18 protein-coding genes are annotated in these 21,309 nt (G+C 73.5%); 10 read left to right on the forward strand and 8 right to left on the reverse strand.

The window, feature by feature from the left end:
• Positions 1-137 precede the first annotated feature (137 nt).
• Together ACTVAJ_RS20935 and ACTVAJ_RS20940 are read left to right on the forward strand one after the other, a co-directional pair.
• Positions 138-1,844, forward strand: coding sequence for an nSTAND1 domain-containing NTPase (locus ACTVAJ_RS20935; RefSeq protein WP_470389907.1), 1,707 nt, complete (start codon positions 138-140; stop codon positions 1,842-1,844).
• Between the two features lie 9 nt (positions 1,845-1,853).
• Complete coding sequence (locus ACTVAJ_RS20940; protein ID WP_470389908.1) at positions 1,854-2,435, forward strand: hypothetical protein; 582 nt, start codon at positions 1,854-1,856, stop codon at positions 2,433-2,435.
• 115 nt (positions 2,436-2,550) lie between these two features.
• On the opposite strand, the gene ACTVAJ_RS20945 is transcribed toward ACTVAJ_RS20940, so the two are convergent.
• Positions 2,551-3,897, reverse strand: coding sequence for an MFS transporter (locus ACTVAJ_RS20945; protein WP_470389909.1), 1,347 nt, complete (start codon positions 3,895-3,897; stop codon positions 2,551-2,553).
• A 335-nt stretch (positions 3,898-4,232) separates the two neighbouring features.
• Here ACTVAJ_RS20945 and ACTVAJ_RS20950 point away from each other — a divergent pair, with 335 nt between their 5' ends.
• Entirely contained in the window at positions 4,233-4,652 is a 420-nt protein-coding gene (locus tag ACTVAJ_RS20950; RefSeq protein ID WP_470389910.1) for a pyridoxamine 5'-phosphate oxidase family protein, read from the forward strand.
• Positions 4,653-4,700: 48 nt separating this feature from the next.
• On the opposite strand, the gene ACTVAJ_RS20955 is transcribed toward ACTVAJ_RS20950, so the two are convergent.
• The 4 genes from ACTVAJ_RS20955 to ACTVAJ_RS20970 all read right to left on the reverse strand — a co-directional run bounded on the left by ACTVAJ_RS20955 (position 4,701) and on the right by ACTVAJ_RS20970 (position 9,207).
• Entirely contained in the window at positions 4,701-5,831 is a 1,131-nt protein-coding gene (locus ACTVAJ_RS20955) for an AAA family ATPase (RefSeq protein ID WP_470389911.1), read from the reverse strand.
• Entirely contained in the window at positions 5,815-6,603 is a 789-nt protein-coding gene (locus ACTVAJ_RS20960) for an RNA ligase family protein (protein ID WP_470389912.1), read from the reverse strand. The genes ACTVAJ_RS20955 and ACTVAJ_RS20960 overlap by 17 nt, the downstream gene beginning before the upstream one ends.
• Before the next feature lie 96 nt (positions 6,604-6,699).
• Positions 6,700-7,998, reverse strand: coding sequence for a DUF2786 domain-containing protein (locus ACTVAJ_RS20965; protein ID WP_470389913.1), 1,299 nt, complete (start codon positions 7,996-7,998; stop codon positions 6,700-6,702).
• A gap of 135 nt (positions 7,999-8,133) precedes the next feature.
• Entirely contained in the window at positions 8,134-9,207 is a 1,074-nt protein-coding gene (locus tag ACTVAJ_RS20970; protein WP_470389914.1) for an alpha/beta fold hydrolase, read from the reverse strand.
• 105 nt (positions 9,208-9,312) lie between these two features.
• Here ACTVAJ_RS20970 and ACTVAJ_RS20975 point away from each other — a divergent pair, with 105 nt between their 5' ends.
• Together ACTVAJ_RS20975 and ACTVAJ_RS20980 are read left to right on the forward strand one after the other, a co-directional pair.
• Positions 9,313-9,915, forward strand: coding sequence for a TetR/AcrR family transcriptional regulator (locus ACTVAJ_RS20975; RefSeq protein WP_470389915.1), 603 nt, complete (start codon positions 9,313-9,315; stop codon positions 9,913-9,915).
• A gap of 174 nt (positions 9,916-10,089) precedes the next feature.
• Entirely contained in the window at positions 10,090-11,613 is a 1,524-nt protein-coding gene (locus tag ACTVAJ_RS20980) for a cytochrome P450 family protein (RefSeq protein ID WP_470389916.1), read from the forward strand.
• A gap of 33 nt (positions 11,614-11,646) precedes the next feature.
• Here ACTVAJ_RS20980 and ACTVAJ_RS20985 read toward each other — a convergent pair whose 3' ends face one another.
• Complete coding sequence (locus ACTVAJ_RS20985; RefSeq protein WP_470389917.1) at positions 11,647-12,858, reverse strand: alpha/beta hydrolase family protein; 1,212 nt, start codon at positions 12,856-12,858, stop codon at positions 11,647-11,649.
• A gap of 261 nt (positions 12,859-13,119) precedes the next feature.
• Positions 13,120-13,434: a hypothetical protein gene (locus ACTVAJ_RS20990; protein ID WP_470389918.1), complete on the reverse strand. Its 315-nt coding sequence runs from the start codon at positions 13,432-13,434 to the stop codon at positions 13,120-13,122.
• Positions 13,435-13,763: 329 nt separating this feature from the next.
• On the opposite strand from ACTVAJ_RS20990, the gene pgi reads away from it, so the two are divergent.
• From pgi to ACTVAJ_RS21005, 3 genes are all read left to right on the forward strand, one after another.
• Positions 13,764-15,464 (forward strand): glucose-6-phosphate isomerase, encoded by a 1,701-nt coding sequence (gene pgi, locus ACTVAJ_RS20995; RefSeq protein ID WP_470389919.1) that lies wholly within the window; start codon positions 13,764-13,766, stop codon positions 15,462-15,464.
• A 238-nt stretch (positions 15,465-15,702) separates the two neighbouring features.
• Positions 15,703-16,728 carry an ABC transporter permease gene (locus ACTVAJ_RS21000; RefSeq protein ID WP_470389920.1) on the forward strand — a complete coding sequence of 342 codons (1,026 nt, stop codon included), beginning with the start codon at positions 15,703-15,705 and terminating at the stop codon, positions 16,726-16,728.
• An 84-nt stretch (positions 16,729-16,812) separates the two neighbouring features.
• Complete coding sequence (locus ACTVAJ_RS21005; protein ID WP_470389921.1) at positions 16,813-18,618, forward strand: ABC transporter substrate-binding protein; 1,806 nt, start codon at positions 16,813-16,815, stop codon at positions 18,616-18,618.
• Positions 18,619-19,157: 539 nt separating this feature from the next.
• Here ACTVAJ_RS21005 and ACTVAJ_RS21010 read toward each other — a convergent pair.
• Complete coding sequence (locus ACTVAJ_RS21010; RefSeq protein ID WP_470389922.1) at positions 19,158-19,466, reverse strand: hypothetical protein; 309 nt, start codon at positions 19,464-19,466, stop codon at positions 19,158-19,160.
• An 83-nt stretch (positions 19,467-19,549) separates the two neighbouring features.
• Between ACTVAJ_RS21010 and ACTVAJ_RS21015 the strand changes: the two genes are divergently transcribed.
• Both ACTVAJ_RS21015 and ACTVAJ_RS21020 read left to right on the forward strand, forming a co-directional pair.
• Positions 19,550-20,221 (forward strand): exonuclease domain-containing protein, encoded by a 672-nt coding sequence (locus tag ACTVAJ_RS21015; RefSeq protein ID WP_470389923.1) that lies wholly within the window; start codon positions 19,550-19,552, stop codon positions 20,219-20,221.
• A gap of 330 nt (positions 20,222-20,551) precedes the next feature.
• Positions 20,552-20,908, forward strand: coding sequence for a DUF2493 domain-containing protein (locus tag ACTVAJ_RS21020; RefSeq protein ID WP_470389924.1), 357 nt, complete (start codon positions 20,552-20,554; stop codon positions 20,906-20,908).
• Positions 20,909-21,309 lie beyond the last annotated feature (401 nt).

A 21,309-nucleotide genomic window follows, 5' to 3' on the forward strand; every position in this document is an offset into this window, starting at 1 on the left:
GCCGCGGGGATCCGCGGATCCGCCCATAGGTCCGGACAATGATGTTCGCCGGTGAAATCCGGACCCGCCCGCAGCAGCCGGGGCGGCACCGGTTCCCGGCGCCCCAGAACCGTTCTCCACGGCTCGGAGATGATTCCATGCCACGAAACTCCGCCGGTCGGACGCACCGCACGGGACCGTTCGTCGGTGCGCGGCCTTTCGGCGCCCGCGACCGCCACCTGTTCCACGGTCGGACGGAAACGGTGCACGCCCTCGTCGAGGCGTGGAGCGGAACACGCCTGACCGTTCTGCACGGGGACACCGGGGCCGGAAAGACCTCGCTCCTGCGCGCGGGGGCCGTTCCCGTCCTCACCGACCGCGGCGCCCGCGTCCTGCCGGTGGGCCACCTGCTGCTCGACCCGGCCTTCCCCAGCGCCGTCCTCCCCGAGCAGAACCCCTTCACCCGCGCCCTCCTCGCCTCCTGGAACCCGGGCGAGTTCCCCACGCACGGGCCGGGCACCTCGACCACCGACTTCCTGCGCGACCACGACCGCGCCGACCGCTACGGCCGACCGCGGCCCCTCTTCGCCGCACTCGACCAGACCGAACCCCTGCTGCGGGTCCCCGGCGGCCCGGGGCCGCACCGCGCCGCGCTCGTCGACGAACTCCTCGTCGCGCTGGCCGACCACCCCGGACTGCACCTCCTGCTCACCGTGCGCACCGAGCATTTGGCCGACCTGCGACGGATGATCGCCCCGCACGGGACCGACCACACCGAGGTGCGCGTCGGCCCGCTGTCCCCCGACGCCGCCGTCCGCGCCACCGCCCACGCCCTCGGCGCGGTCGGCGCCCGCAACCCCCTGCCCGTCGCGGAGCGCCTGGTCGAGGAGGTGCGGACCGTCCCCGGACCGCCCGCCCGGGGCGCCGGCACCGCGGCCCTCACCGAGACCGTCGACCCCGCCCTGCTCCAGACCGTCGGCGCGCTCCTGCACGCCGAGGGCTCCGACGCCTTCGCCGCCGACGACGTCGACCGCGCCCTCGCCGTCCACCTCGGCCTCGTCCTGGAGGAGGTCGCCGCGGAGCACCTCGTCCCCCGCGACCTGCCGCACGCCTGGCTGCGGCGCGCCGCGACCGCGGACGGGCCGGGCGCCCCGGCGCCCGGCCCGGACGGCACCCCCGACCCCGACCTCACCCGCGGCCTGGTCCACACCCTCCAGGACCGCCACCTGGTCGCCCCCGCCGCCGACGGGACCGCCTACCACCTGCGCCATCCGCGCCTGGCCCGCCCCCTCGCGGACCTGGCGGTCCACCCCGGGGCCGGGACCGTACCGGAGCCGTGGACGACCGAGCAGCGCGTCGTCGTCGCCCGCCGGGCCCACACCCGGGGCGAGCCCGACCTCGCGGGTGAGCACGCGCGCCGGGCGCTGCGGTCGGCCCCGCCGCCCCGCCCCCGTGAACGCGCCCTGCTCACCTCGCTCCTGGGCGACCTGGCCTTCGAGCGCGGGGACCCCGCGGTCGCCGCCGCCTACTACGCCGAGGCGGCGGAGCTGCTGGAGGCGGTCGGGGACGGCACCGGTGTGGCACGGCTGCTCGTCGCCCAGTCGAGCAGCCGCCTCCAGGCGGGGCAGCGCGCGGCGGCGCTCGACGGCCTGCGCGCGGCCGCCGGGCGCGTGCACGGGGACCCGAGCCTGCGCACCGGCATCGGCCAGGCCCTGTGGCGCGTGGGGCAGAGCCAGTCCGCCCTCGCGGTCCTGGACGCCGTCCTCGTCGGCGACCGGTCGGCCAGTGAGGCCCGGCGCACCCGGAACCGGATTCGCGCCGAGCTGACGGCCGCCCGGGGGCTGACCCCACATGGGAGCTGGTGAATTGACAGAATGGACACCACCGTGCTGGTCGCGCTCATCACCGGCGCCGTCACGGCCCTGAGCACACTCGGCGCCACCGCTCTGGCCGCCCACCGGGCCGCGCGCACGGAGCGCTGGCGGGCGGAGCACGCCCTGGAGGTGGAACGGACACGGCACCTCTTCGACCGGGAACGCCGCCGCGACCAGGAGCTGCGGTCGCGGTTCGACGACGCGCGCAGGGCGGTGCTCCGCCTCGGCATGTCGGTCCGGGTGGTCACGCACATCCGCGCGGAGGGCCCGCCCCGGCCCGGTGACGAGGAACTGGGCGACATGCTGCGCCAGGCCCGCACGGACAGCCTGGACGCGGTCGTGGCGGTCGAGCGCCTGCGGGGCGTCCTCCCGGAGGGGCGGCGCGGCCCGGTCGACGAACTGCGCGACGCCACCGACCGGGCCTTCAACCACGTCCAGGCGAGGACGGGGCAGGTCGGTGACGCCCTGCGGATCCAGAAGGCGCTGGACACGGGCCTGCGGACGGTCGGGGAGTCGCTGTTCCCGGTGGGGGAGAGGGGCGCGGCGCGCGCGGATCCGACCCGGCGGCTCGAAGCGGGGTGAGCAGCAGGGACCCCGGCCGTTCCGTGACGCACCCACGGACGTCGCCCTCCCGGCGGAACGCGGGAGGGGGCGCAGGCCCCCGCCAGGGCATCGGGCCCCGGCCGTGATCACACCGTCACGCCCCTTGCGCGCGCGAACGCGCGCCGCGCCGGTATCCGACCACGGAAACGGCGACGGTGAGGACCAGGGCGCACAGGCAGAGCAGCGCCGTGACCGACACGGCCGCGGCGCGCACACCCGCCGCCTCCAGCAGGTGACCCCCGCACAGCACGCCGAGGGGGAGCGCCGCGCTGGTGGCCAGACGGACGGTGCCGGTGACCCGCCCCAGGAGTTCGGTCGGCACGCGCGTGGTGTGGTAGGTGGTCACGGTGACGTTCATGTGCGCGCCGACGAACCCGATCCCGCCCCAGGCCAGGGGGAGGGCGGCCACCAGCCATCCGGTGTCGGCCCGCCCGGCCAGGGCCAGGGGCGCGGTGACCGCCGCCCACGCCCACAGGCACAGGACGACCACGGTGCCGTGGTGCAGGCGTCGGACGACGGCGGTGGCGGTGAGGGAGCCGAGCAGCCCTCCGGCTCCGGTCGCGGCGAGCACCGCGCCGAGCAGGAAGGCGGAGAGCTCCCGTTCGGTGGCCAGGACGACGATGACCAGCCACACCGTCTGGAACAGGGCGTTGGTCACCGTGCACACCGCCGTGGCCAGGAGGAGGAAGCGGTCACGGCGCAGGTGGGCCAGGCCCGCCGCCGTCTCCCGGCACAGGGCGGCCGTCCGTCGCCCCGGTACCGCGGACGGCCGCGCCGCGGCGCCCTCCCGCCGTGCGGCGCGCAGCCGGGGCAGGCGCGCCACCAGGCACAGTCCCACCGCCGAGACCACCGTGTCGAACACGGCGGGCAGGCCGTGGCCCAGGCCGAACAGGGCGCCGCCGAGCGGCCGGCCGGTCATCTGCGTGGCGTGGGTGCGGGCCTCGTTGCGGGCCGCGGCGGTCGGCAGGCGGTCGCGGGGGACCAGGAGGGGCACGGCGGCCGACGCGGCGGTCGCGTGCAGGGCGGCGCACACGCCGTGGACGGTGGCCGCGGCGGCCAGCAGGGCCACGGGCGCGTCCAGGAGCAGGACCGGGCCGATCAGCAGCGCCACGCACGCCAGGCGCGCGCACTGGCCGGCGACCATGACGGAGCGGGGGTCGTGGCGGTCGACCACGACCCCGAGCGGAACGTACAGCAGGGTGCGCGGCACCATCCCGGCGGCGGCGATCCACCCCGCCAGGGCGGGGGAACCGCTCTGGTGCAGGGCCAGCAGCGGGACGGACAGGGTGAGGGTCATCGAACCCAGGGAGGACAGCGCCCCGCCCGTCCACAGCAGGCCGAAGCGGCGCCGCCAGTGCCGGTCGTCCCACGCGTCCGTCGCCGAGCCCGCGCGGGGATCCGGAGCCGGGCGCCCACCGGTGCGTGCACACGTGTCGGACATCGTTCTCGCAGCCGTGGGGAACCTGGACGTCGGAGCCCGTGGGGACGCCCGTGGTGGTCGGCGCGGGCACCCCTGGGGTCGTCGGTGGTCCCGCCGCCCCTGCGCCGTGTGCGGTGGGTGACTGACGGTGCGGGTGGGCTCTGCTCATCGTAGCGGGAAAGGTGTGTCGCACGTGGCCATCGACGGAAAACGGCGGCGGCGCACCACCGCGTGCGGTGCGCGGTCCCGTGACCGCTGGAGCACCGCCCCGCCCGGGAACGCCGCACCGGACTTGACCTCAACCACGGTTGAGGCCCCAGGCTTTGGCTCCGTCCGACCACGACCGAGGGAGCCCCGTGACCACCCACCCGTCCGTCCCCGCCCCCGACCACCTCACCGGCCGCCTGCGCTCGGCCCGCAACGTCTGGATGTGCACCTGCCGTCCGAACGGCTCACCGCACCTGACCCCGGTCTGGTTCGCGCACGTCCGGGACCGCTGGTGGGTCAGTACCGGCCCGGGCACGGTCAAGGCGCGCAACGTCGCCGCCGACCCCCGGGTGTCGCTGGCGCTGGAGGACGGCGACGCGCCCGTCGTCGCCGAGGGCACGGTCACGGTGCGCACCGGTACCTTCCCCGCCGACGTCGTGGCCGCCTTCCGCGACCGCTACGACTGGGACATCGAGGACGTCGTCGAGGACAGCGGCCGCCCCCACGTCCTGCTGGAGATCGCGGTCCGCCGCTGGCTGATGGCCGGAGCCGCCCCCGAGCCGACCTGACCGGCCCCGACCGCTCGCCTCCGCCCCGCCCCGGCCGCGCGCCGGACGTCACCCCTGCGGCCAGGCGATCCCCGTGACCCGGTGCGCCTCGGTGAGGTCGGGGTACTCCCACCGCCGGACCAGGCGCTCCACCGCCGCGGCGGGGACCGGGGCGGCACGGCGGTCCAACCGGGCGCGCAGCACCCCCGGCGGAGCCTCCAGGGACACGACCTCGACCCGGGCCCGGTACGCGGCGGCCAGTCCGACGCACCGGCCGCGGACGTCGCGCGACAGGTTCGTGGCGTTCCACACGAACGACCGCCCCGCCCGCAGGTGCTCCCGGGCCAGTTCGTGCGCGGCGGCGGCCACCCGCCGCTGCGGGTCGGTGGGCCGCACGCCCATCTGGGCGCGCAGCGCGTCCAGACTCACCACCGGCAGGTCCGCCCGGTGGGAGCCGATCCACGTGTCCTTTCCCGCGCCGGGCAGCCCGGACATCACCGTCACCGTCGACCGCGTGTCGTCGTGGGCCGCGTAGTCCGGGTCGCGGTCCGGCCTGCGGAAGAACCAGAACCGCGCGTGGTCGGAGGGGAAGTCGCGGGGCCGGTCCAGGCACCGCTGCTCGGCACAGTACTCGCGGTACAGGGCGATGTTGTCCAGTACCTCGGCGGTGTCACCGCAGCGGCGCCCCAGGATGTCGGCGGTGGCCAGCAGCGCCAGGTCGTCGTTGCGCGCGACCAGGCTCACCCGGAACGCGATCGACCGCAGATCGGGGCGTTCCAGAGCCCAGAACGGCACCTGGTGGTGGCGCACCAGCCCGGCGACGTGCTCGCGCCAGCCCGCCTCCGCCCCGCCCTCCCAGAGCAGGCGGCGCGCCATGAGCTCACCCGCGCGCGAGTGCCCGTGGGCGGTGACCCGGCCGTCCGCGTCCCGCCGGGTACAGGCCGCCTTGCCGACGTCGTGCAGGAGCACGGCCGCGAAGAGCCGGACCCGCTCGGGCTCCGGGCGCGCCCGCCACCCGGGCAGTTCGGCCAGCGCCTCGCACGCCATCCGCGTGTGCGTCTCCACGTCACCCTCGGCGTGGTGGACCGGATCCTGTTCCACACCCGCCGTCTCCCGCACCCACGGCAGCGCCTCCCGGACCGCCGCCCAGTCCAGCGACCAGGCCGGGGGCGCCGGGCACAGTTCATCGAACGGTCGCACGCAGCACCTCCGGGTCGGCCAGGCCGTTGGCGATCAGCGGCCGGTCGAGCCAGTGCGTCCCCGAGTCCAGCACGGCGGTGGTGAACTCCGCGCGCACCCACTTGTACCGGTCGACGGTGCGCTCACCCTCCTCCACCTTCACGTAGAGCCCCTCCATCAGGTCGGAGTCGTCGCTCTCGGCCAGGGCGCGCCCGGGGTCGGCGCCTCCGGCACGCGCGGCCTGCGCCAGGGCCCTGCGCCAGTCCGGCGTCCGGCACGTGGAGGGCCCCACGAGACGGGTCAGGTCCGCCAGGTCGGACAGCGGACCCGAGTACAGGACCGGGACCGACACCACCGGGGTGCCCTCCAGCAGCTCGCGGCGGCGCGGCGTGGACAGGAAGGCGCCCTCGCGGGTGTCCAGGACGTCGAACTCGCAGAAGTAGTGCGGCAGCGCGTCGTAGAAGACGGTGTGCTTGGCGTACAGCCACTCGCCGTAGAGCACGTACCGGTCGCCCAGCCGCGGCCACAACAGGGGCGCGACGGTCGCCGCCCAGGCCTTGAGCGGCGCGAACTGCCGCTCGCGCGGACCGCCGGTCAGGAAGTGGCCCCGACTCTGCAAGCGCAGACGGCCCCCGGCGTCGAAACTGATCCCCGCGTTGGCGCCGTCGAGCTTCTCCTCGATGACCAGGTGCCGTCCCGCCAGGTCGCCGAAGGGTGCGGCCGACAGGTCGGCGTCGCCCGGCTGCAGGCGCGACCCCCGGATGTGGCGGGTTCGCGGGTACTTGTACACCATGTGCTCCGTTGTACCGGGTGTTCCCGCTGCGAGGCCACGGGTTTTCCCGCTGTCGGGCCACCGGTTCTCCCACCGGACCGGGCGCCGGGGGCGCCCTCAGCGCTCCCCGACCCGACGGCGCGCTCCCAGGGCGGCGGCGTCCGCCGCCGCACGCCCCTCGACCCACCCGTCCTCGCTGTGCGGACCGCGCACGCGCGAGTGGGTCAGCTCCCCGAACGCCTCCTCGACCGCGGCCTCCACCTCACGCTCCCGGGCGGCGAACAGCGGCACCAGGTCGGTACCCGTCTCGGCCGCCGCGGCCTCCTCGGCGGCCCGGGCCGACTCCGCGAGCCGCTCACCCACGCGCACCGCGAACGCCGAGACGAACGACGCCCGAAAGTCCCGGCCCGCGGCCCGGCCCGACCGGTCGCGCACCGCGCCGCTGGCCCGCATCGCGCTCTCGGCCTGCACCAGCAGCGAGGTGAACATCAGCTCGACCGCGTCGAGGTCGGCGTCGAACCCCATCACCGTGCACAGCGCCAGCTCCCGGTGCCAGATCGCCCGGCAGTGGTTGGCCTCGGCGACCTCGTGCAACAGGACGGCCTTGTACTCGTCGTAGGGGGCGTCCACCGGCAACCGCCGGGCCGCCGCCGCGGCCGACTCCCCGGGCTCCTCCTCCAGCAGCGCCTGATCGATGCTGTGCCGGGCCATCAGCTCTTGGGCGCGGGCGCTCAACGCCTCCGCCTCGTGCGGGAACTCCGTCGACTCGGCCTTGGCCAGCAGGGCCCGTACCCGCTCCAACCGGGTGCGGTCCACCGGCGACGGAGTCCGGGCGCGGGTCCCGCGGCCGGGCCGGAAGGCGCCCGGCGCGGGCCCCAGGGCCCGCACGGGCGGCATGACCCGCAGGACGGCCAGGACCCGCAGCACCAGCTCGACCACCTCGAACCTGAGCAGGCCGTGCCGCGCCCCCGCGTGGGCGAGGTACTCCCCGCCCCACTCCGGCGCCGCCCCCAGCTCCCTGACCTGCGCGCTCCACCGGGGATCCACCGCCGCGGGGGAGTACCGCCCGTGCTCGGCCACGACCGCGTCGGCGCACACGGCCGCGGCCACGCGGTCGAGTTCCCGACCGACCTGGCGCACCGTCTCGGCGGGCTGCCAGCCGTGGGCCCACACCCCGGTCAGACCCCGTTCCAGGGCGTCCGCCACGGCCAGACCCGCGGCTCTCGCCCACCCCGGGTCCTCGACGTCGGCCAGACGCGCCGCGGCCAGGTCCACGCCCCCGCCGTCGTCACCCAGGACCAGGGCGTCGACGGCTCCGGCCACCACGTCGGCGGGGGCGTCCCCGGGGGCGGGGCCCGCCCACGCGTCGGTCCGCGGAGCCGAGGCGCGCCGCCGTCCGCGGTTCTTCTTGCCCACGATGGTTCTCCCGGGTCGAGGTGGTGGGGCCGACCCGCCATCCTAGGGTGTGTTCCGGGCGTCCGGGCCGACTCGGGCCGGCTCCGGTCGGGGCCCTCCCGGGTCTTCGGGGGGCGGCGCGGCGGCGGCCCGCCGTCACGCGTGCGCCTCCGACGTCCTGTCGCCGAGGGTGCGTGCGAGCCATGCGACGATGATCCGGAGCACCTCGGGGAACGCGGAGACGGCGCAGTGGCCGCTTCCCGGGATGAGGCGGACCTCCGTGGCACGGCGTCCCCGGAACACCAGCGTGTCGTGCTGGGGGACGTGGACGTCGTCGGCGCCGTTGACGACCAGCATGGGCGCGTTGGCGTCCCGCGCCAGGTGGGAGCGCAGCGAGAAACCCGACAACGCCGAGGCCAGCTCGCCGTCGGCGGGCTCCCGGTCGAAGCCGAGGGCGTTGCCGACGATGCCGCTCATACCGAACCTGTCCAGCCCGCCCTCGGTGAAGGCGGCATCGACCGGCCCGCCGACGACGACGGCCGCGTCGACCTCGCCGGACAGCCCGGTGCGGGCCGAGTAGTGCCCTCCCATGGAGATGCCCAGGTGCGCCACGACGCCGTTTCCCAGTGTGCGGGCGCGGTCGATCAGGCCACGCGTGATCTGCGCGCCGCCGTCCGGGGTCATCGCAACGGCCGACTCCCCGGTTCCCGGGATGTCGAAGGCCACCACCCGCATCCGCGTGTGCACGGCGAGGGCGGTGAGGACGGGGTGCAGGTCCATCTTCCAGGTGTCCACGCCGCCGCTGGCGAGGAGCACGGGTGCGTCCGCGGGCAGATCGTGCGGGGCCAGGACGTGCACCGGTACCGGAGTCGTTCCGCCCCGGTGCGGCAGCGACAACACCCGACGCCCAAAGTCCACGCCGAAGTCCGGGGCCGCGAGCTGGTACTGCTCGGCCTGACGAGCCAGGGCGGTGCGTCTGGCGCGGTCGGTGAGGGCGGGGAACGAGGCCCATCCGTAGGCCAGCGCCGCGAGCCGGTGCGCGCCCGCCTCCGCGTGGCGTGCGGCCAGCGCCGACCACTCGTGTACCCAACCGCCGGGTTCGTCGGGCCACATCATCGTGACGAGCCCGCGGACCGCGTCCACGTCCTCCGCGGGGAGCCCGCTGCCGATGATCTGCTGATACCGCTCACCGAACAGGTCCCGCACGTCCACGGGCCACTGGTACGCCATCGCCCCTCCTCCGACCGTCCACTCTCTTAACGCAGTAATGCTGCGTTAGTGCACGGTACAGCCATCATGACTGTTAAAGCAACAATCCTGCTTTAGGGTGGAGGGATGAACGAAGAGGGAGTGCGACGCAGGAAGGGTGGACGCTCCGCACGTGTCCGCCAGGCCGTTCTGGGGGCGACCCTGGAGGTGCTGGTCGAGCACGGCCCCGACGCGGTCAGCATCGGAGGGGTCGCCCGGAGGGCGGGCGTGCACGAGACGTCGATCTACCGTCGGTGGGGTACCCGGGAGCACGTGATCGTCGACGCGCTGCTCGCCCACAGCGAGGAGAGGCTGCCCGTCCCCGACACGGGGTCGCTGCGCGAGGACCTGGTCGCCTTCGCGCGCTCGGTGACCGCCTACCTGGACTCGCCGCTTGGCGGGACGCTCGTCCGCGCGATGGCCGCCGTCGACGACGATCCCGCCCTCGCCGCGAGCCGCGCGCAGTTCTGGCGCACCCGGTTCGAGTCGGCGCGCGTCATGGTCGACCGCGCCGTCGCCCGAGGCGAGCTACCCCAGGGCGTGGACCCGGCCACGCTCCTGGAACTCCTGGTCGCTCCGCTGCACTTCCGGGCGCTGCTCACGCGGCGGCCCGCCGACGAGCGGACCGTCGGTCAGATCGTCGACGTCCTCGTCCCGGGAGCGGCCGGCGGCAGCGCGGGCGCACCGTGACACGCGCGAAACACCCGTGAAAGACACCGGCCCCGGGCACGCGGGCCCCACCCGACCAGGTCCGGCTTGGGGCGCGATGTTCCGCACGGAAAGCCGGAGCTTTCGTCCCGGAAGCACTTCGGAAACAATCGCGGCATAGCGTCGCGTGGCATCCACAGCCACCGAGGAGTCTCCATGCACCAGGGAACCGGATCCGCCGGCCGTGACGGAACCCCGGGCGGCCGGGCGGCGGGCGGCCGCTGCCCCCTCTCCGGGGCCGGGGCGTTGTCCCTGCACGACCCCGCCGCCGCGGACCTGCCCTGGGACCGGCTCCGGGACCACTACGGCGGCCTGGCCCCGGTCGAGATCAGCCCCGGGGTGCCCGGCTGGCTCCTCCTCGGCTACAAGGAGAACCTCCAGGTCCTGCGCGACCAGACCCACTTCTCCGCCGATCCCCGGCCCTGGAGCGCCTCGGGAACCGCGCCCGCGCGCTCCGGCGCGCTCACCCGCGACGGGGAGGAGCACCTGCGGCTGCGCACGCCCATCGTCGACGCGCTGGCCCGGGTGGGCACGCCCCAACTCGTCCCGGTCGTGGAGCGCGCCGCCGTGCGCCTGCTGGGGGCGGTCGGCGCCGACGGCCACGCCGACCTCATCGGCCGGTTCGCGGCCCCGCTGCCCGCGCTCGTGCTCAACGAACTCTTCGGCCTCCCGGACGCCTACGGGAGCCTGCTCGCCGACCTCACCGCCCGCCTGTGGAGCGGTGACCCCGGCCGAGCCGAACCCGCGTCGCTGGCCATCCGCGCCTACTTCGCGGGCCTGGTCTCCCGCAAACGCGCCGAGCCGGGCGACGACCTCACCTCCCACCTCCTGGAACACCCCCACCGCCTCACCGACGGCGAGGCGGTCGAGGCGCTCTCCCTGCTGTGGGAGACCGGGCACGAACCCACCACCCACCTCATCGGCAACGCCCTGCTCAAGCTGTTGGAGGACCCGGCCGTGTGGACCGCCTACCTGGGCGGCACCCTCACCCCGGAGGACTTCATCGACTACGTCATGTGGACCGACCCGCCGATCAGTGTGCTCGCCGGACGCTACTCCACGATGGACATGCGCTTCGCCGGGGCCCGCATCCGCCGCGGGGAGCCGCTGCTGTTCGGGTTCTCCTCCGCGCACGGGGACCCCTCGGTGGTCCGGGGCGGGGACGACGCCATGGCCATGGCGGGCAACCGCTCCCACCTGTCCTGGGGTGCGGGGGCGCACCGGTGCCCGGCCACCGGTTTCGCCCGCGAGTTCGTCCGCACGGCCGTCGACACGGTCCTGGACCGCCTGCGCGGCATGTCCCTGGCGGCCGAACCCGCCGGGTTGGCCTGGCGCGGATCCCTGATCGTGCACGGACTGCGGACCCTGCCCGTGCGCTTCACCCCCACCGGGGAACGCGCCGAGCCCGCCCCCCAGGACCGGCCCGGGCCGCCCGCCCGCACCCGCTGGATCCGCCGCAGGCGCCGACCGGCACCCCAGGGCGCCCGCTACCAGGCACCCCTGGCCCCCAAGGACGACACCGGGGAGTCCGAGACCGCCGTCCGCCCCGCCGCCTCGCCCAAGCCCCGCTCCAGCGCCCCGCGCGCCGTCGGAGCGCGCTACCAGGCGCCGTTCGCCCAGTCGGAGGCCGACACCCCCGACTCCCTGGACCGGCTCCTGGCCACCTGGCGTCCGGGCTGAGAGGGCCCCGGCCGGGGCCGGGCCGCCGCCGGGTCAGGGGTCGACGACCACGAGTTCGGGGTACACCTCCCCGGGGTCGTCCAACAGGGGCTGCTCCCCGCCGCGCAGGTGGTGGTCGAAGAAGGCCACGCTGTAGGCGCGTACCAGGTCCAGCCCGCGCCCGACGGGGATGTCGCCGAACTGGGCGGCCCACTGCTCGGGGGTGAGGGCGCGGGTCAGCCCCAGCTGCTCCATGAGCACCCCCCGGTCGGTGCCGCTGGAGTGCCCCGAGCCCTCCAAGCGGATCCACTGCCGCCAGCCCGACAGCCGGGGCCACATCCGGTCCACCCCGTGCCACCGGTTCCCCTGGTCGTTCTCGATCAGGGCCAGGGGTTTGTCCAGCCCCTCGTCCGCGGCGGGCGCGTAGTACGGCCCGTCGAGGTTGATCCCGGCGTCCACGCGCTCCTCCGCCCGCAGGGTCTCGGCGGTGGCGGTGCCGCCCCAGGAGTGCCCGGCCATCCCGACCCGGTCGGTGTCGATCACCCGCGCCCACCGCCAGGCCGGGTCCGGCCCGGTGAGCCGGTCGAGCAGGAACGACACGTCCTCGGCCCGGTTGACCGCGCCCAGCGCCCACTCCCCGGACTCACAGCCCGCGCACTCGGTGACCAGGCGGTCGGGGAACTCCACGGGCGCCGCCTCGTGGGCGTGGTCCACCCCGGCCACGACGAACCCGTGGCTGGCCAGATCCTCCGCCAGCGCCGACATCTGGGTCCGGCTCAGCCCCGCTCCGGGTGAGAGCACGACCAGGGGGAATCCGTCGCCGCGGGGGAGGGCGGGCGGCACGCCGAGGCGCGCGTTCGTGCGGATCCGGTGCAGGGTGTCCGCGGGCATGTCCAGGCCCAGAGCCCCGACCGTCGCCGCCGACTCCGCCGCGGTCATGTACGGCGCGGTCCGGCCCGCCTCGGTGCGGGCCGGATACCACAGGCTCACCATCAGTTCGCGGGGCCCGCCCACCCACACGTCCTCCCGCTCACCGTCCACCAGGTGCAGGACGGCGGTGCCGACGGGATGCTCCCCAGTGGGTGCGGGCAGGGACGCGGGCGGGGCGGTGGCCGGATGGTCGTGCTCCGCGTCGGCCGTCACGGCAGCGGCCGACGCGGCCTGGGACAGGGTCAAGGCGGTGGCCAGGGTGAGCGCCGCCGCGGCGCGGATCACGCGCGCGGTCGCCGGACGTGCGGCGGTGCCGGAGTCGGAGGAGGGGAGCAAGGGACCGTCCCGTCATGGTCGCGATCATGTCCCGAGCACACTAGGAACGGTGACCGCCGCCGCACCATGGGGAAGGCCCCGGACCCTCGCGGAGGTCTCCCTGAGTCCGGGGGTGGGGCCAGCACCACCGCACCCCGGACGACCGGCGCTTCCGCGCCCCAGGTGACGAACACGGTGACCCGTGCGGGTCCTCCCGGGCACCCGCGTGCGCGGGCTCACCGTCGTCGGGACCGCTGTGGCCCGGACCGGCTCGGGCCCGGCTCACTCCTGGCGCCGTTGCACCCTCTCGGCGAACTCCTCGGCCTTGAGCAGCCGGGACAGCTCCTCGCGCCGGGGCGTGGACGAGCGGTCGTCGTCGGCGGCCAGGGCGGGGTCGGGGATCTCCTGCCGGACCTCCGCGTCGATCCCGAGGGCGTCGTGGTCCTCGATCTCCTCGATGCGGCGCCCGTAGGGGTGGTCGAGCAGGAACTCGGCCACGGCACTGTCCTGGTCGGCCGCGCCCACGTCCATCACGGCGTCCACGTCGTCGATGTCGGCTGAGCCGTCCACCGTGAAGTCTTCGGGTTGCTCCGTCACCGGCGGCCCCCTCGCTTTCGCTCCCTCTACCTCGATCATGCCTGGTCGGAGCGGTGGACGCCAGTCACAGCCCTCCGGAGATCCGTGGCGCGGCAGGTCACGGGACACGCGTCCGCGGCGTGGCTGTCCCCCGCCGGGCCCGTCCCGGCCCCGGGATCGGTCGCGGTCGCGGTCGCCGGTCAGGATCCGGAGAAGGGCACCGGGGCGGCGGGCGCCGGAACGCGAACGCGGCCGTGGGACGCTAGAGGCGCCGCACGCGCGGCCCCGGCACGCTGACCGAACACGGCGTGGCCGGTCCATGGATCACACGGACGACGAGGAGCGACCGGATGCCTGGCAGTACGACCTCCCACGGCGCGGTGGACACCGGGGGTCGGGCCCGCCCCGACACCCCGCTGGACCGGCGGGGGGAGTGGGCCGCCCTGGGCGAGCACCGTACCCGGTTCGGCGACACCCACCTGCGCGGCCTGTTCGCCGACGACCCCGCACGCGCGCAACGGTTCACGCTGGACGTCGGTGACCTGCACGTCGACTACTCCCGCAACCTCGTGACCGACGAGACCCTGCGCCTGCTCACCGCGCTGGCCGACGCCACCGGCGTGGCCGACCTGCGCGACGCGATGCTGCGCGGGGAGCACGTCAACCTCACGGAGGACCGGGCCGTCCTGCACACGGCCCTGCGCGCGCCCCGCCGGGCGGTCGTGGAGACCGACGGCCACGACGTGGTCCCCGACGTCCACCGTGTCCTGGACCGGATGGCCGCCTTCGCCGAGCGCGTGCGCTCCCGGGAGTGGCTCGGCCACACCGGCCAGAGCGTCAGGCGCGTCGTCAACATCGGCATCGGCGGCTCCGACCTGGGTCCGGCCATGGCCTACGAGGCGCTGCGCCCCTACACCGACCGCGGTCTGGAGTTCCGCTTCGTCTCCAACGTGGACGGCACCGACCTGCACGAGGCGCTCGTCGACGCGGATCCCGCCCGCACGCTGTTCATCGTCGCCTCCAAGACCTTCACCACCGTCGAGACGATCACCAACGCCACCGCCGCGCGCGCCTGGCTGGCCGACGGGCTCGGTGTGGACACCGACAGCGACGCGGTCGCCAAGCACTTCGTCGCGGTCTCCACCAACGCCGAGGCGGTGGCCGGGTTCGGTATCGACACCGCCAACATGTTCGAGTTCTGGGACTGGGTCGGCGGCCGCTACTCCTACGACTCGGCGATCGGCCTGTCCCTGATGGTGGCTCTGGGCCCGGACTCCTTCCGCGAGATGCTCGCCGGGTTCCACCTCATGGACGAGCACTTCGCGACCGCGCCGCCCAACCGCAACCTGCCCTTCCTGCTCGGCCTGTTGGGCGTGTGGTACGGGGCCTTCTTCGACGGTCACAGCCACGCGGTGCTGCCCTACAGCCACCACATGTCGAAGTTCACCGCCTACCTCCAGCAGTTGGACATGGAGTCCAACGGCAAGTCGGTCCAGCGGGACGGGCGGCCCGTCGCCTGGCAGACCGGTCCGATCGTGTGGGGCACCCCCGGAACCAACGGCCAGCACGCCTACTTCCAGCTCCTGCACCAGGGCACCCGGTTCGTGCCCGCCGACCTCATCGGCTTCGCCAACCCCGCCCCCGGTCTGCCCGACGCCCTGGTTCCCCAGCACGACCTGCTCATGGCCAACCTGTTCGCCCAGGGGCAGGCGCTCGCCTTCGGCCGGACCGCCGAGGAGGTCGTCGCCGAGGGTGTGCCCGCCGACCTGGTCGCGCACCGCACGTTCGCGGGCAACCACCCCACGACCACGGTCCTGGCCGACCGGCTGAGCCCGTCGGTGCTCGGCCAGCTGGTCGCCCTCTACGAGCACAAGGTGTTCGTGCAGGGCGCGGTGTGGAACATCAACTCCTTCGACCAGTGGGGGGTGGAGCTCGGCAAGGTCCTGGCCCGGCGGGTCGAGCCCGCCCTGACCGAGGGTGCCGACGTCCCCGGTCTGGACGCCTCCACGGCCGCCCTGGTCCGGCGGTACCGGGAACTGCGCGGTCGCTAGCGGACCGGTGCCGCTCCGCGCCCGGCGGAGCGGCACCCGGTGGCCCCGACCTGAGGGCGCCGGTGCCCGAAAGAATGAATCTACGATGTAAAGGTGGCTGGTGGAGTGCCGTGCGCCGAGCCCCGCGCGGCGCGCCGCCCACCCCGGTGCCCCGATCGGCGCGGCCACTGGAAAATCCGTGCGGGCCTCGGGCAATCTGTGCGTAGTCAATCGACCACGTAAAGAGAGCAAGGTGGGCATGGCCGCGCCCTTGGACGCGCCGGAGTCGTCCCAGCACGCCGAACCCGAGGAGGTCGTCGCCAGGGGGACCGACACCGCGAGCAGATCGCTGCGCCAGATCGCCTGGCGGCGCTTCCGGAAGGACAAGGCCGGTATGGCGGGCGGGGTCACCGTCGTCGTGCTCATCCTCGTCGCCCTGTTCGCCCCCCTGCTCACCGCCTGGTTCGGGTACCCGCCCAACCAGTTCAACCAGAGCCTGGTCGACCCCCTCACGGGCGGCGTCCTGCTCGACCCCGAACGCCCCGAGCTCGGCCTCGACCCCTGGGGCGGCATCAGCCCCGACCACCTGCTCGGCGTCGAGCCCGTCAACGGCCGCGACCTGTTCAGCCGCATCGTCTACGGGGCGCGGACCTCGCTGCTCGTCGCCACGGTCGCGACCGCGCTGTGCGTCGTCATCGGCACCGTCCTCGGCATCACCGCTGGGTACTTCGGCGGTTGGGTCGACACCGTCATCAGCCGGGCCATGGACATCTTCCTGGCCTTCCCCCTGCTGCTCTTCGCCATCGCCCTGGTCGGCGTCATCCCCGACGGCGCCTTCGGGCTGACCGGGAACGATCTGCGCATCGGCGTCCTGGTGTTCATCATCGGGTTCTTCAACTGGCCCTACATCGGCCGCATCGTCCGCGGCCAGACCCTCACACTGAAGGAACGGGAGTTCGTGGAGGCCTCCCGGAGCCTGGGAGCGGGCAGCGCCCACATCGTCTTCCGCGAGATCCTGCCCAACCTCGTCACCCCCATCCTCGTCTACTCCACCCTGCTCATCCCCACCAACATCCTCTTCGAGGCCGCCCTGAGCTTCCTGGGCGTGGGCATCAACCCGCCCATGCCCACCTGGGGCGGGATGCTCGACAACGCCCTGCGCTTCTACACCACCTCGCCGCACTTCGTCATCGTGCCTGGCCTGGCCATCTTCATCACCGTCCTGGCCTTCAACCTCTTCGGCGACGGCCTGCGCGACGCCTTCGACCCCCGCTCCTCCGACTGACGGGCCCCGGCCCCGGCAGCCCCACGCTCCCGACCCCGGGCCCCGTTCACGGCGGGCCCGACAGGCAACCGACCAGGAGGCAAGGTGACCACCCACCACACAAGGACCGCGACACCGCACCGGAGGCGCCGCCGACGGGCGATCGCGCCCGCGGCCGTCGCAACGGCGGCGGCGCTGCTGCTGGCCGCGTGCGGCGGCGACGGAGGCGGCGGCGGGGGCCAGGTGTCCGGCGCCGAGTTCAACGCGGGCGAGACCAGTATCGTCAACCCCTCGGACGCCACCGGCGGGACCCTGCGCTACGCCATCTCCTCCGACTTCGACTCGCCCGACCCGGGCAACACCTACTACGCGTTCAGCTGGAACTTCTCCCGCTACTACGCACGCACCCTGCTCACCTACACCGAGGCCCCGGGAGAGGAGGGCACCCAGCTCCAGCCTGACCTGGCCGAGGCGATGCCCGAGCCCAACGAGGACGCCACCGAGTGGACCGTGCGCATCAAACCGGGCCTCAGGTACGAGGACGGCACGGAGATCACCGCCCGCGACATCAAGTACGCGATCGCGCGCAGCAACTTCGGCGACCAGGCCCTGCCCAACGGCCCCAAGTACTTCCAGGGCCTGCTGGCCGACAGTGAGGACTACGAGGGCCCGTACGCGGGCGACGGCGACCCGCTGGAGGGCTTCGACGGTATCGAGACCCCCGACGACCACACCCTCGTCTTCCACCTCAACCAGAGCTTCTCGGAGTTCCCGTACGTGCTCATCCAGCCGCAGACGGCGCCGGTCCCGCCGGACGCCGACCGCGGCGAGCAGTACCAGACCCGGGTCGTCTCCTCGGGCCCGTACAAGTTCGACGGCGACTACCGCCCGGGCGTCTCCCTCAACCTGGTCCGCAACGAGGAGTGGGAGGCCGCCACCGACCCGACCCGCCGGGCCCTGCCCGACCGGATCGACGTGCAGATCGGGGTCGACCAGAACGAGATCGACCAGCGCCTCGTCAACGGCGAGCTCGACGTCGACCTGGCCGGGACCGGGGTCGGTCCCGCGATGAAGGGCACGCTCATCACGGACGACGCCGAGCGCGCCAACCTCGACAACCCGCAGACCAACACCCTGCGCTACGTCAACGTCAACACCGTCGTCGAGCCGCTCGACGACCTGGCCTGCCGCCAGGCGGTGCTCTACGCCGCCGACCACGACTCCCTGCAGCGCGCCTGGGGCGGCGACACCGGAGGCGACATCGCCACCCAGATCATGCCCGCCGCCCTGCCGGGAGCGGACCCCGAGATGAACCTCTACCCGTCCGAGAACGACCAGGGCGACCTGGACATGGCACGGCAGAAGCTGGAGGAGTGCGGCCAGCCCGACGGCTTCTCGACCGCCATCGGCGCCCGCGCCGACCGGCCCTCGGACGTGGCCACCGCCGAGGCGCTGCAGCAGTCCCTGGCGCGGGTGGGCATCGACGCGGAGATCAAGCAGTACCCGTCGGACACCTACACCAACACCCAGGCGGGCTCGCCGGACTTCGTGCACGCCAACGACCTGGGGCTGACCGTCTACGGCTGGGCTCCGGACTGGGCCAGCGGATACGGGTTCATGAGCAAGATCCTGGACGGAAACGCCATCCGGGACGCGGGCAACGCCAACATCTCCGAGCTCGACGACCCGCAGATCAACGCGTGGTTCGAGGAGGTCGTCACGATCGAGGACCCCGATGAGCGCGCCGAGATCTACCGCCAGATCGACGAGCGGGCGATGGAGCAGGCCGCGATCCTGCCGGTGGTGTTCGAGCGGACGGTGCTGTACCGGCCGCCGAACCTGACCAACGTGTACTACCACGCGGGCTACTCGATGTACGACTACATGTCGCTCGGAACGACCAGGGAGTAGAAAACAGCAGGCAGAACCTGGTGCAGCGCGGGCCGGTAGTACCTCTCTGCCCCTTGTGGGCCGACCATGGGGCAGAACCAGGGTGCTACCGGCCCGCCCCGTGTTCCTTCAACGCCTTGTCCAGAGGCCCCACGAGCGACCCCCAGACCACCGCGACCGCTCACCCAACGCCTCCTCCCACAGCTCCTCCAAGTCCTCCCTCAGTCGCTTCCGGTCCTTCTCCGCGGGGTGCTTGTAGGTACCCGGAATCGTCGTGTCCAGGTGCCCCGTACGCTCCTCCGCCAACACCGACGGCACGCCGATCCCGTCCAACCACGACCGGTGGGAATGCCGGAGCAGATGCGGTGTCGCCTCCGCACGCAACGGCGCCCGGCACGCCACCACCGTCCGTCCCTCAACGGAACTGTCCGGATCCGTCCGTCCGGACTGCCGTGTCGGCGTACCGAACACATCCCCGCCCTTCCGGTACACCGGGTGAATCTGCCGTTCACCACGACCCCGCAACGCGGGCGGAAAGTACGACGTCGCGAACGCATGGTTCACCCGGTGGTACCGGTGCCGCGACGTGAACCGGGTGTCTCCGGACCGGTGCCGGTACCGGTCCTCCAAGCCCGCACCGCAACGGCACCCACCCGCCCCGGGACAGGGGCCGGCAGGTCGCGCAGCAACGCCACCAGGAACGGGGGAAGACCGATATCGCGCGGGCTCCCGTACCCGGGTGGCTTGCAGCAGAAGTGTCTGCCGCCGCCGTACAGCTGTCGGTCCACCTTCAGCTCGTCTCCGGACGGCGGGATCGCGGCGATCATCTCGGACCAGCGCAGACCGGTGTACCCAAGGGCCACCATCATCGTGAAGTCCTCACCGCGCCCCGTGGGAAGAGCGATGCGCTCGGCTGCAATGAGCAGCTCGAACGGCGACAGGACCCGCCGCGATGATCCCCATGACCGGGTTCGACCTGGAAACCACCGACAAGGACCCCGAGACCGCACGCATCGTTGAGTACGCGTTCGTTCATACCGACCCGAACCCGGTCGACGTCGAGCAGATCGTGAACCCCGGCGTGGAGATCCCTGGCGAGGCCGCCGCCATCCACGGTTACACCACAGCCCGAGTACAGGCCGAGGGCATCCCTGCCCCCCGAGCAGTGGCCGACATCGTTGTCCACATCACCGCGTGCGTGACCTCCGGCCGCCCCTTGGGCGTGCACAACCTCTCCTACGACCTGACCGTGGTCGACCGCCAATGCCGCCACCTCAGGAACGGCTGGGAGGACCTGGTGGGTGCCCGCATCCGGCCGGTGCTGGACGCGCTCGTGCTGTCGAAGAAGATCGACCCGTACCGGCACCGGGTGTCTGATACCCAGGGCGCGCACGCGTTGCGTACCTGCGTGGAACAGTTGGTCACCCCCATCTGGCCGGTCGTGGTGTGGGACGAGGACCAGGCGCACGGGGCCGCCTACGACTGCCGCATGTCCCTGTACGTGGCCGCGGCCGTGGTGACCCGCCCGGTGCTGCGCCGCCATACCCCAAGAGCTGCACGACGCCCAGGTGGGGTGGTGGGCCGAGCAGCGCACGTCGTTCCAGTCCTACCTACGCACCCCTGACAAGGCGGGGGAGAAGTGCGACCCGCACGCAGTGGTGGGCGGCCGGTGGCCGATCATCCCCGCCGGGCCCCGCCAGGAGATGCTGATCGTGTGAACGCCACCACCCGGCACGTAGATCCCTCACCCCCGTGAACGGAACCCCTGATGAACCTTGCCCGCATGCTCTCCCACACCCGACCCGACCCGACTCCGCCACCGCAGCGTGTGCCCATGCTGTGACGCGTCACCTCGGCTTCGGGGCGGCCGCCGCCGCGCCGCTCGCCGTGTCGAGAAGCGTCAGGTACGCGCCACCGTCCGCGCCGAGATCACCGAGCACAAGAGGGCCTTCTGATGCCCATTAAGATCATCGTCACCGGCGGCCGGACCTTCAACGACCGGGGCACCGCCGCACTCCAGGCCGCCCCCGGTGAGCACATCATCCTCGTGCACGGCGACGCCCCGGGCGCTGACCGGCTGGCCGCGTCCGTGGCCACCCGAGCCGGATGGATGATCGAACCCCACCCCGCAGACTGGCGTACTCATGGGCGGGCGGCCGGGCCGATCCGTAACCAGGAGATGGCTGAGGCTGGGGCGGACCTGTGTCTGGCGTTCCCTGGAGGGCGCGGTACTGCGGACATGGTGCGCCGTGCGAAGGCAGCGGGAATCCTGGTCCGTCATGTCCCTGAACGGAAGGGCTGTGTTGCTTGACCCGCTGCCCGGGGTGCCTTCTCCGTCGCCCCGTCCTCAGCTGCCGCTGGGTGACTTCCCGGCCCGTATCCGCGTGTACGGCGGTCGGAGCGCGCAGGGACACGACCACTGGAGATATGGGGATCTCCTGTTTCGCCGACCAGTTGGGCGTCAATCACGAAATGCTGCGCAACTGGGTCACGCCGGCCGAGAACGACAGCTTGGGGCCATCAGTCTTCCACTTGGTGTGCCAGGTGTGGACGGCTTGGCGGATCACGCCGAAGGTGCGGACATTTCGGCTAGAGAGTAGTTGCCGCCCTCGAACATGGGCGCCGAGCATGCGTCGTTAGCGGAGTTCAGCGGGAGTCTTCGGGTTCGGGGTACCTCCATGCCCTTTAACACGGCAGAGTCCCTTAACGGTC

Source organism: Nocardiopsis sp. KDC1DS13DA1 (assembly GCF_055632325.1).

Coding starts and splice junctions, on each gene's coding strand:
- ACTVAJ_RS21020 (WP_470389924.1), top strand. CDS start 20,552: ATGCCCATTAAGATCATCGTCACCGGCGGCCGGACCTTCAACGACCGG.
- ACTVAJ_RS21015 (WP_470389923.1), top strand. CDS start 19,550: ATGATCCCCATGACCGGGTTCGACCTGGAAACCACCGACAAGGACCCC.
- ACTVAJ_RS20980 (WP_470389916.1), top strand. CDS start 10,090: ATGCACCAGGGAACCGGATCCGCCGGCCGTGACGGAACCCCGGGCGGC.
- ACTVAJ_RS21000 (WP_470389920.1), top strand. CDS start 15,703: ATGGCCGCGCCCTTGGACGCGCCGGAGTCGTCCCAGCACGCCGAACCC.
- ACTVAJ_RS20975 (WP_470389915.1), top strand. CDS start 9,313: ATGAACGAAGAGGGAGTGCGACGCAGGAAGGGTGGACGCTCCGCACGT.
- ACTVAJ_RS20935 (WP_470389907.1), top strand. CDS start 138: ATGCCACGAAACTCCGCCGGTCGGACGCACCGCACGGGACCGTTCGTC.
- ACTVAJ_RS20940 (WP_470389908.1), top strand. CDS start 1,854: ATGGACACCACCGTGCTGGTCGCGCTCATCACCGGCGCCGTCACGGCC.
- pgi (WP_470389919.1), top strand. CDS start 13,764: ATGCCTGGCAGTACGACCTCCCACGGCGCGGTGGACACCGGGGGTCGG.
- ACTVAJ_RS21010 (WP_470389922.1), bottom strand. CDS start 19,466: ATGATGGTGGCCCTTGGGTACACCGGTCTGCGCTGGTCCGAGATGATC.
- ACTVAJ_RS20970 (WP_470389914.1), bottom strand. CDS start 9,207: ATGGCGTACCAGTGGCCCGTGGACGTGCGGGACCTGTTCGGTGAGCGG.
- ACTVAJ_RS20945 (WP_470389909.1), bottom strand. CDS start 3,897: ATGTCCGACACGTGTGCACGCACCGGTGGGCGCCCGGCTCCGGATCCC.
- ACTVAJ_RS20960 (WP_470389912.1), bottom strand. CDS start 6,603: ATGGTGTACAAGTACCCGCGAACCCGCCACATCCGGGGGTCGCGCCTG.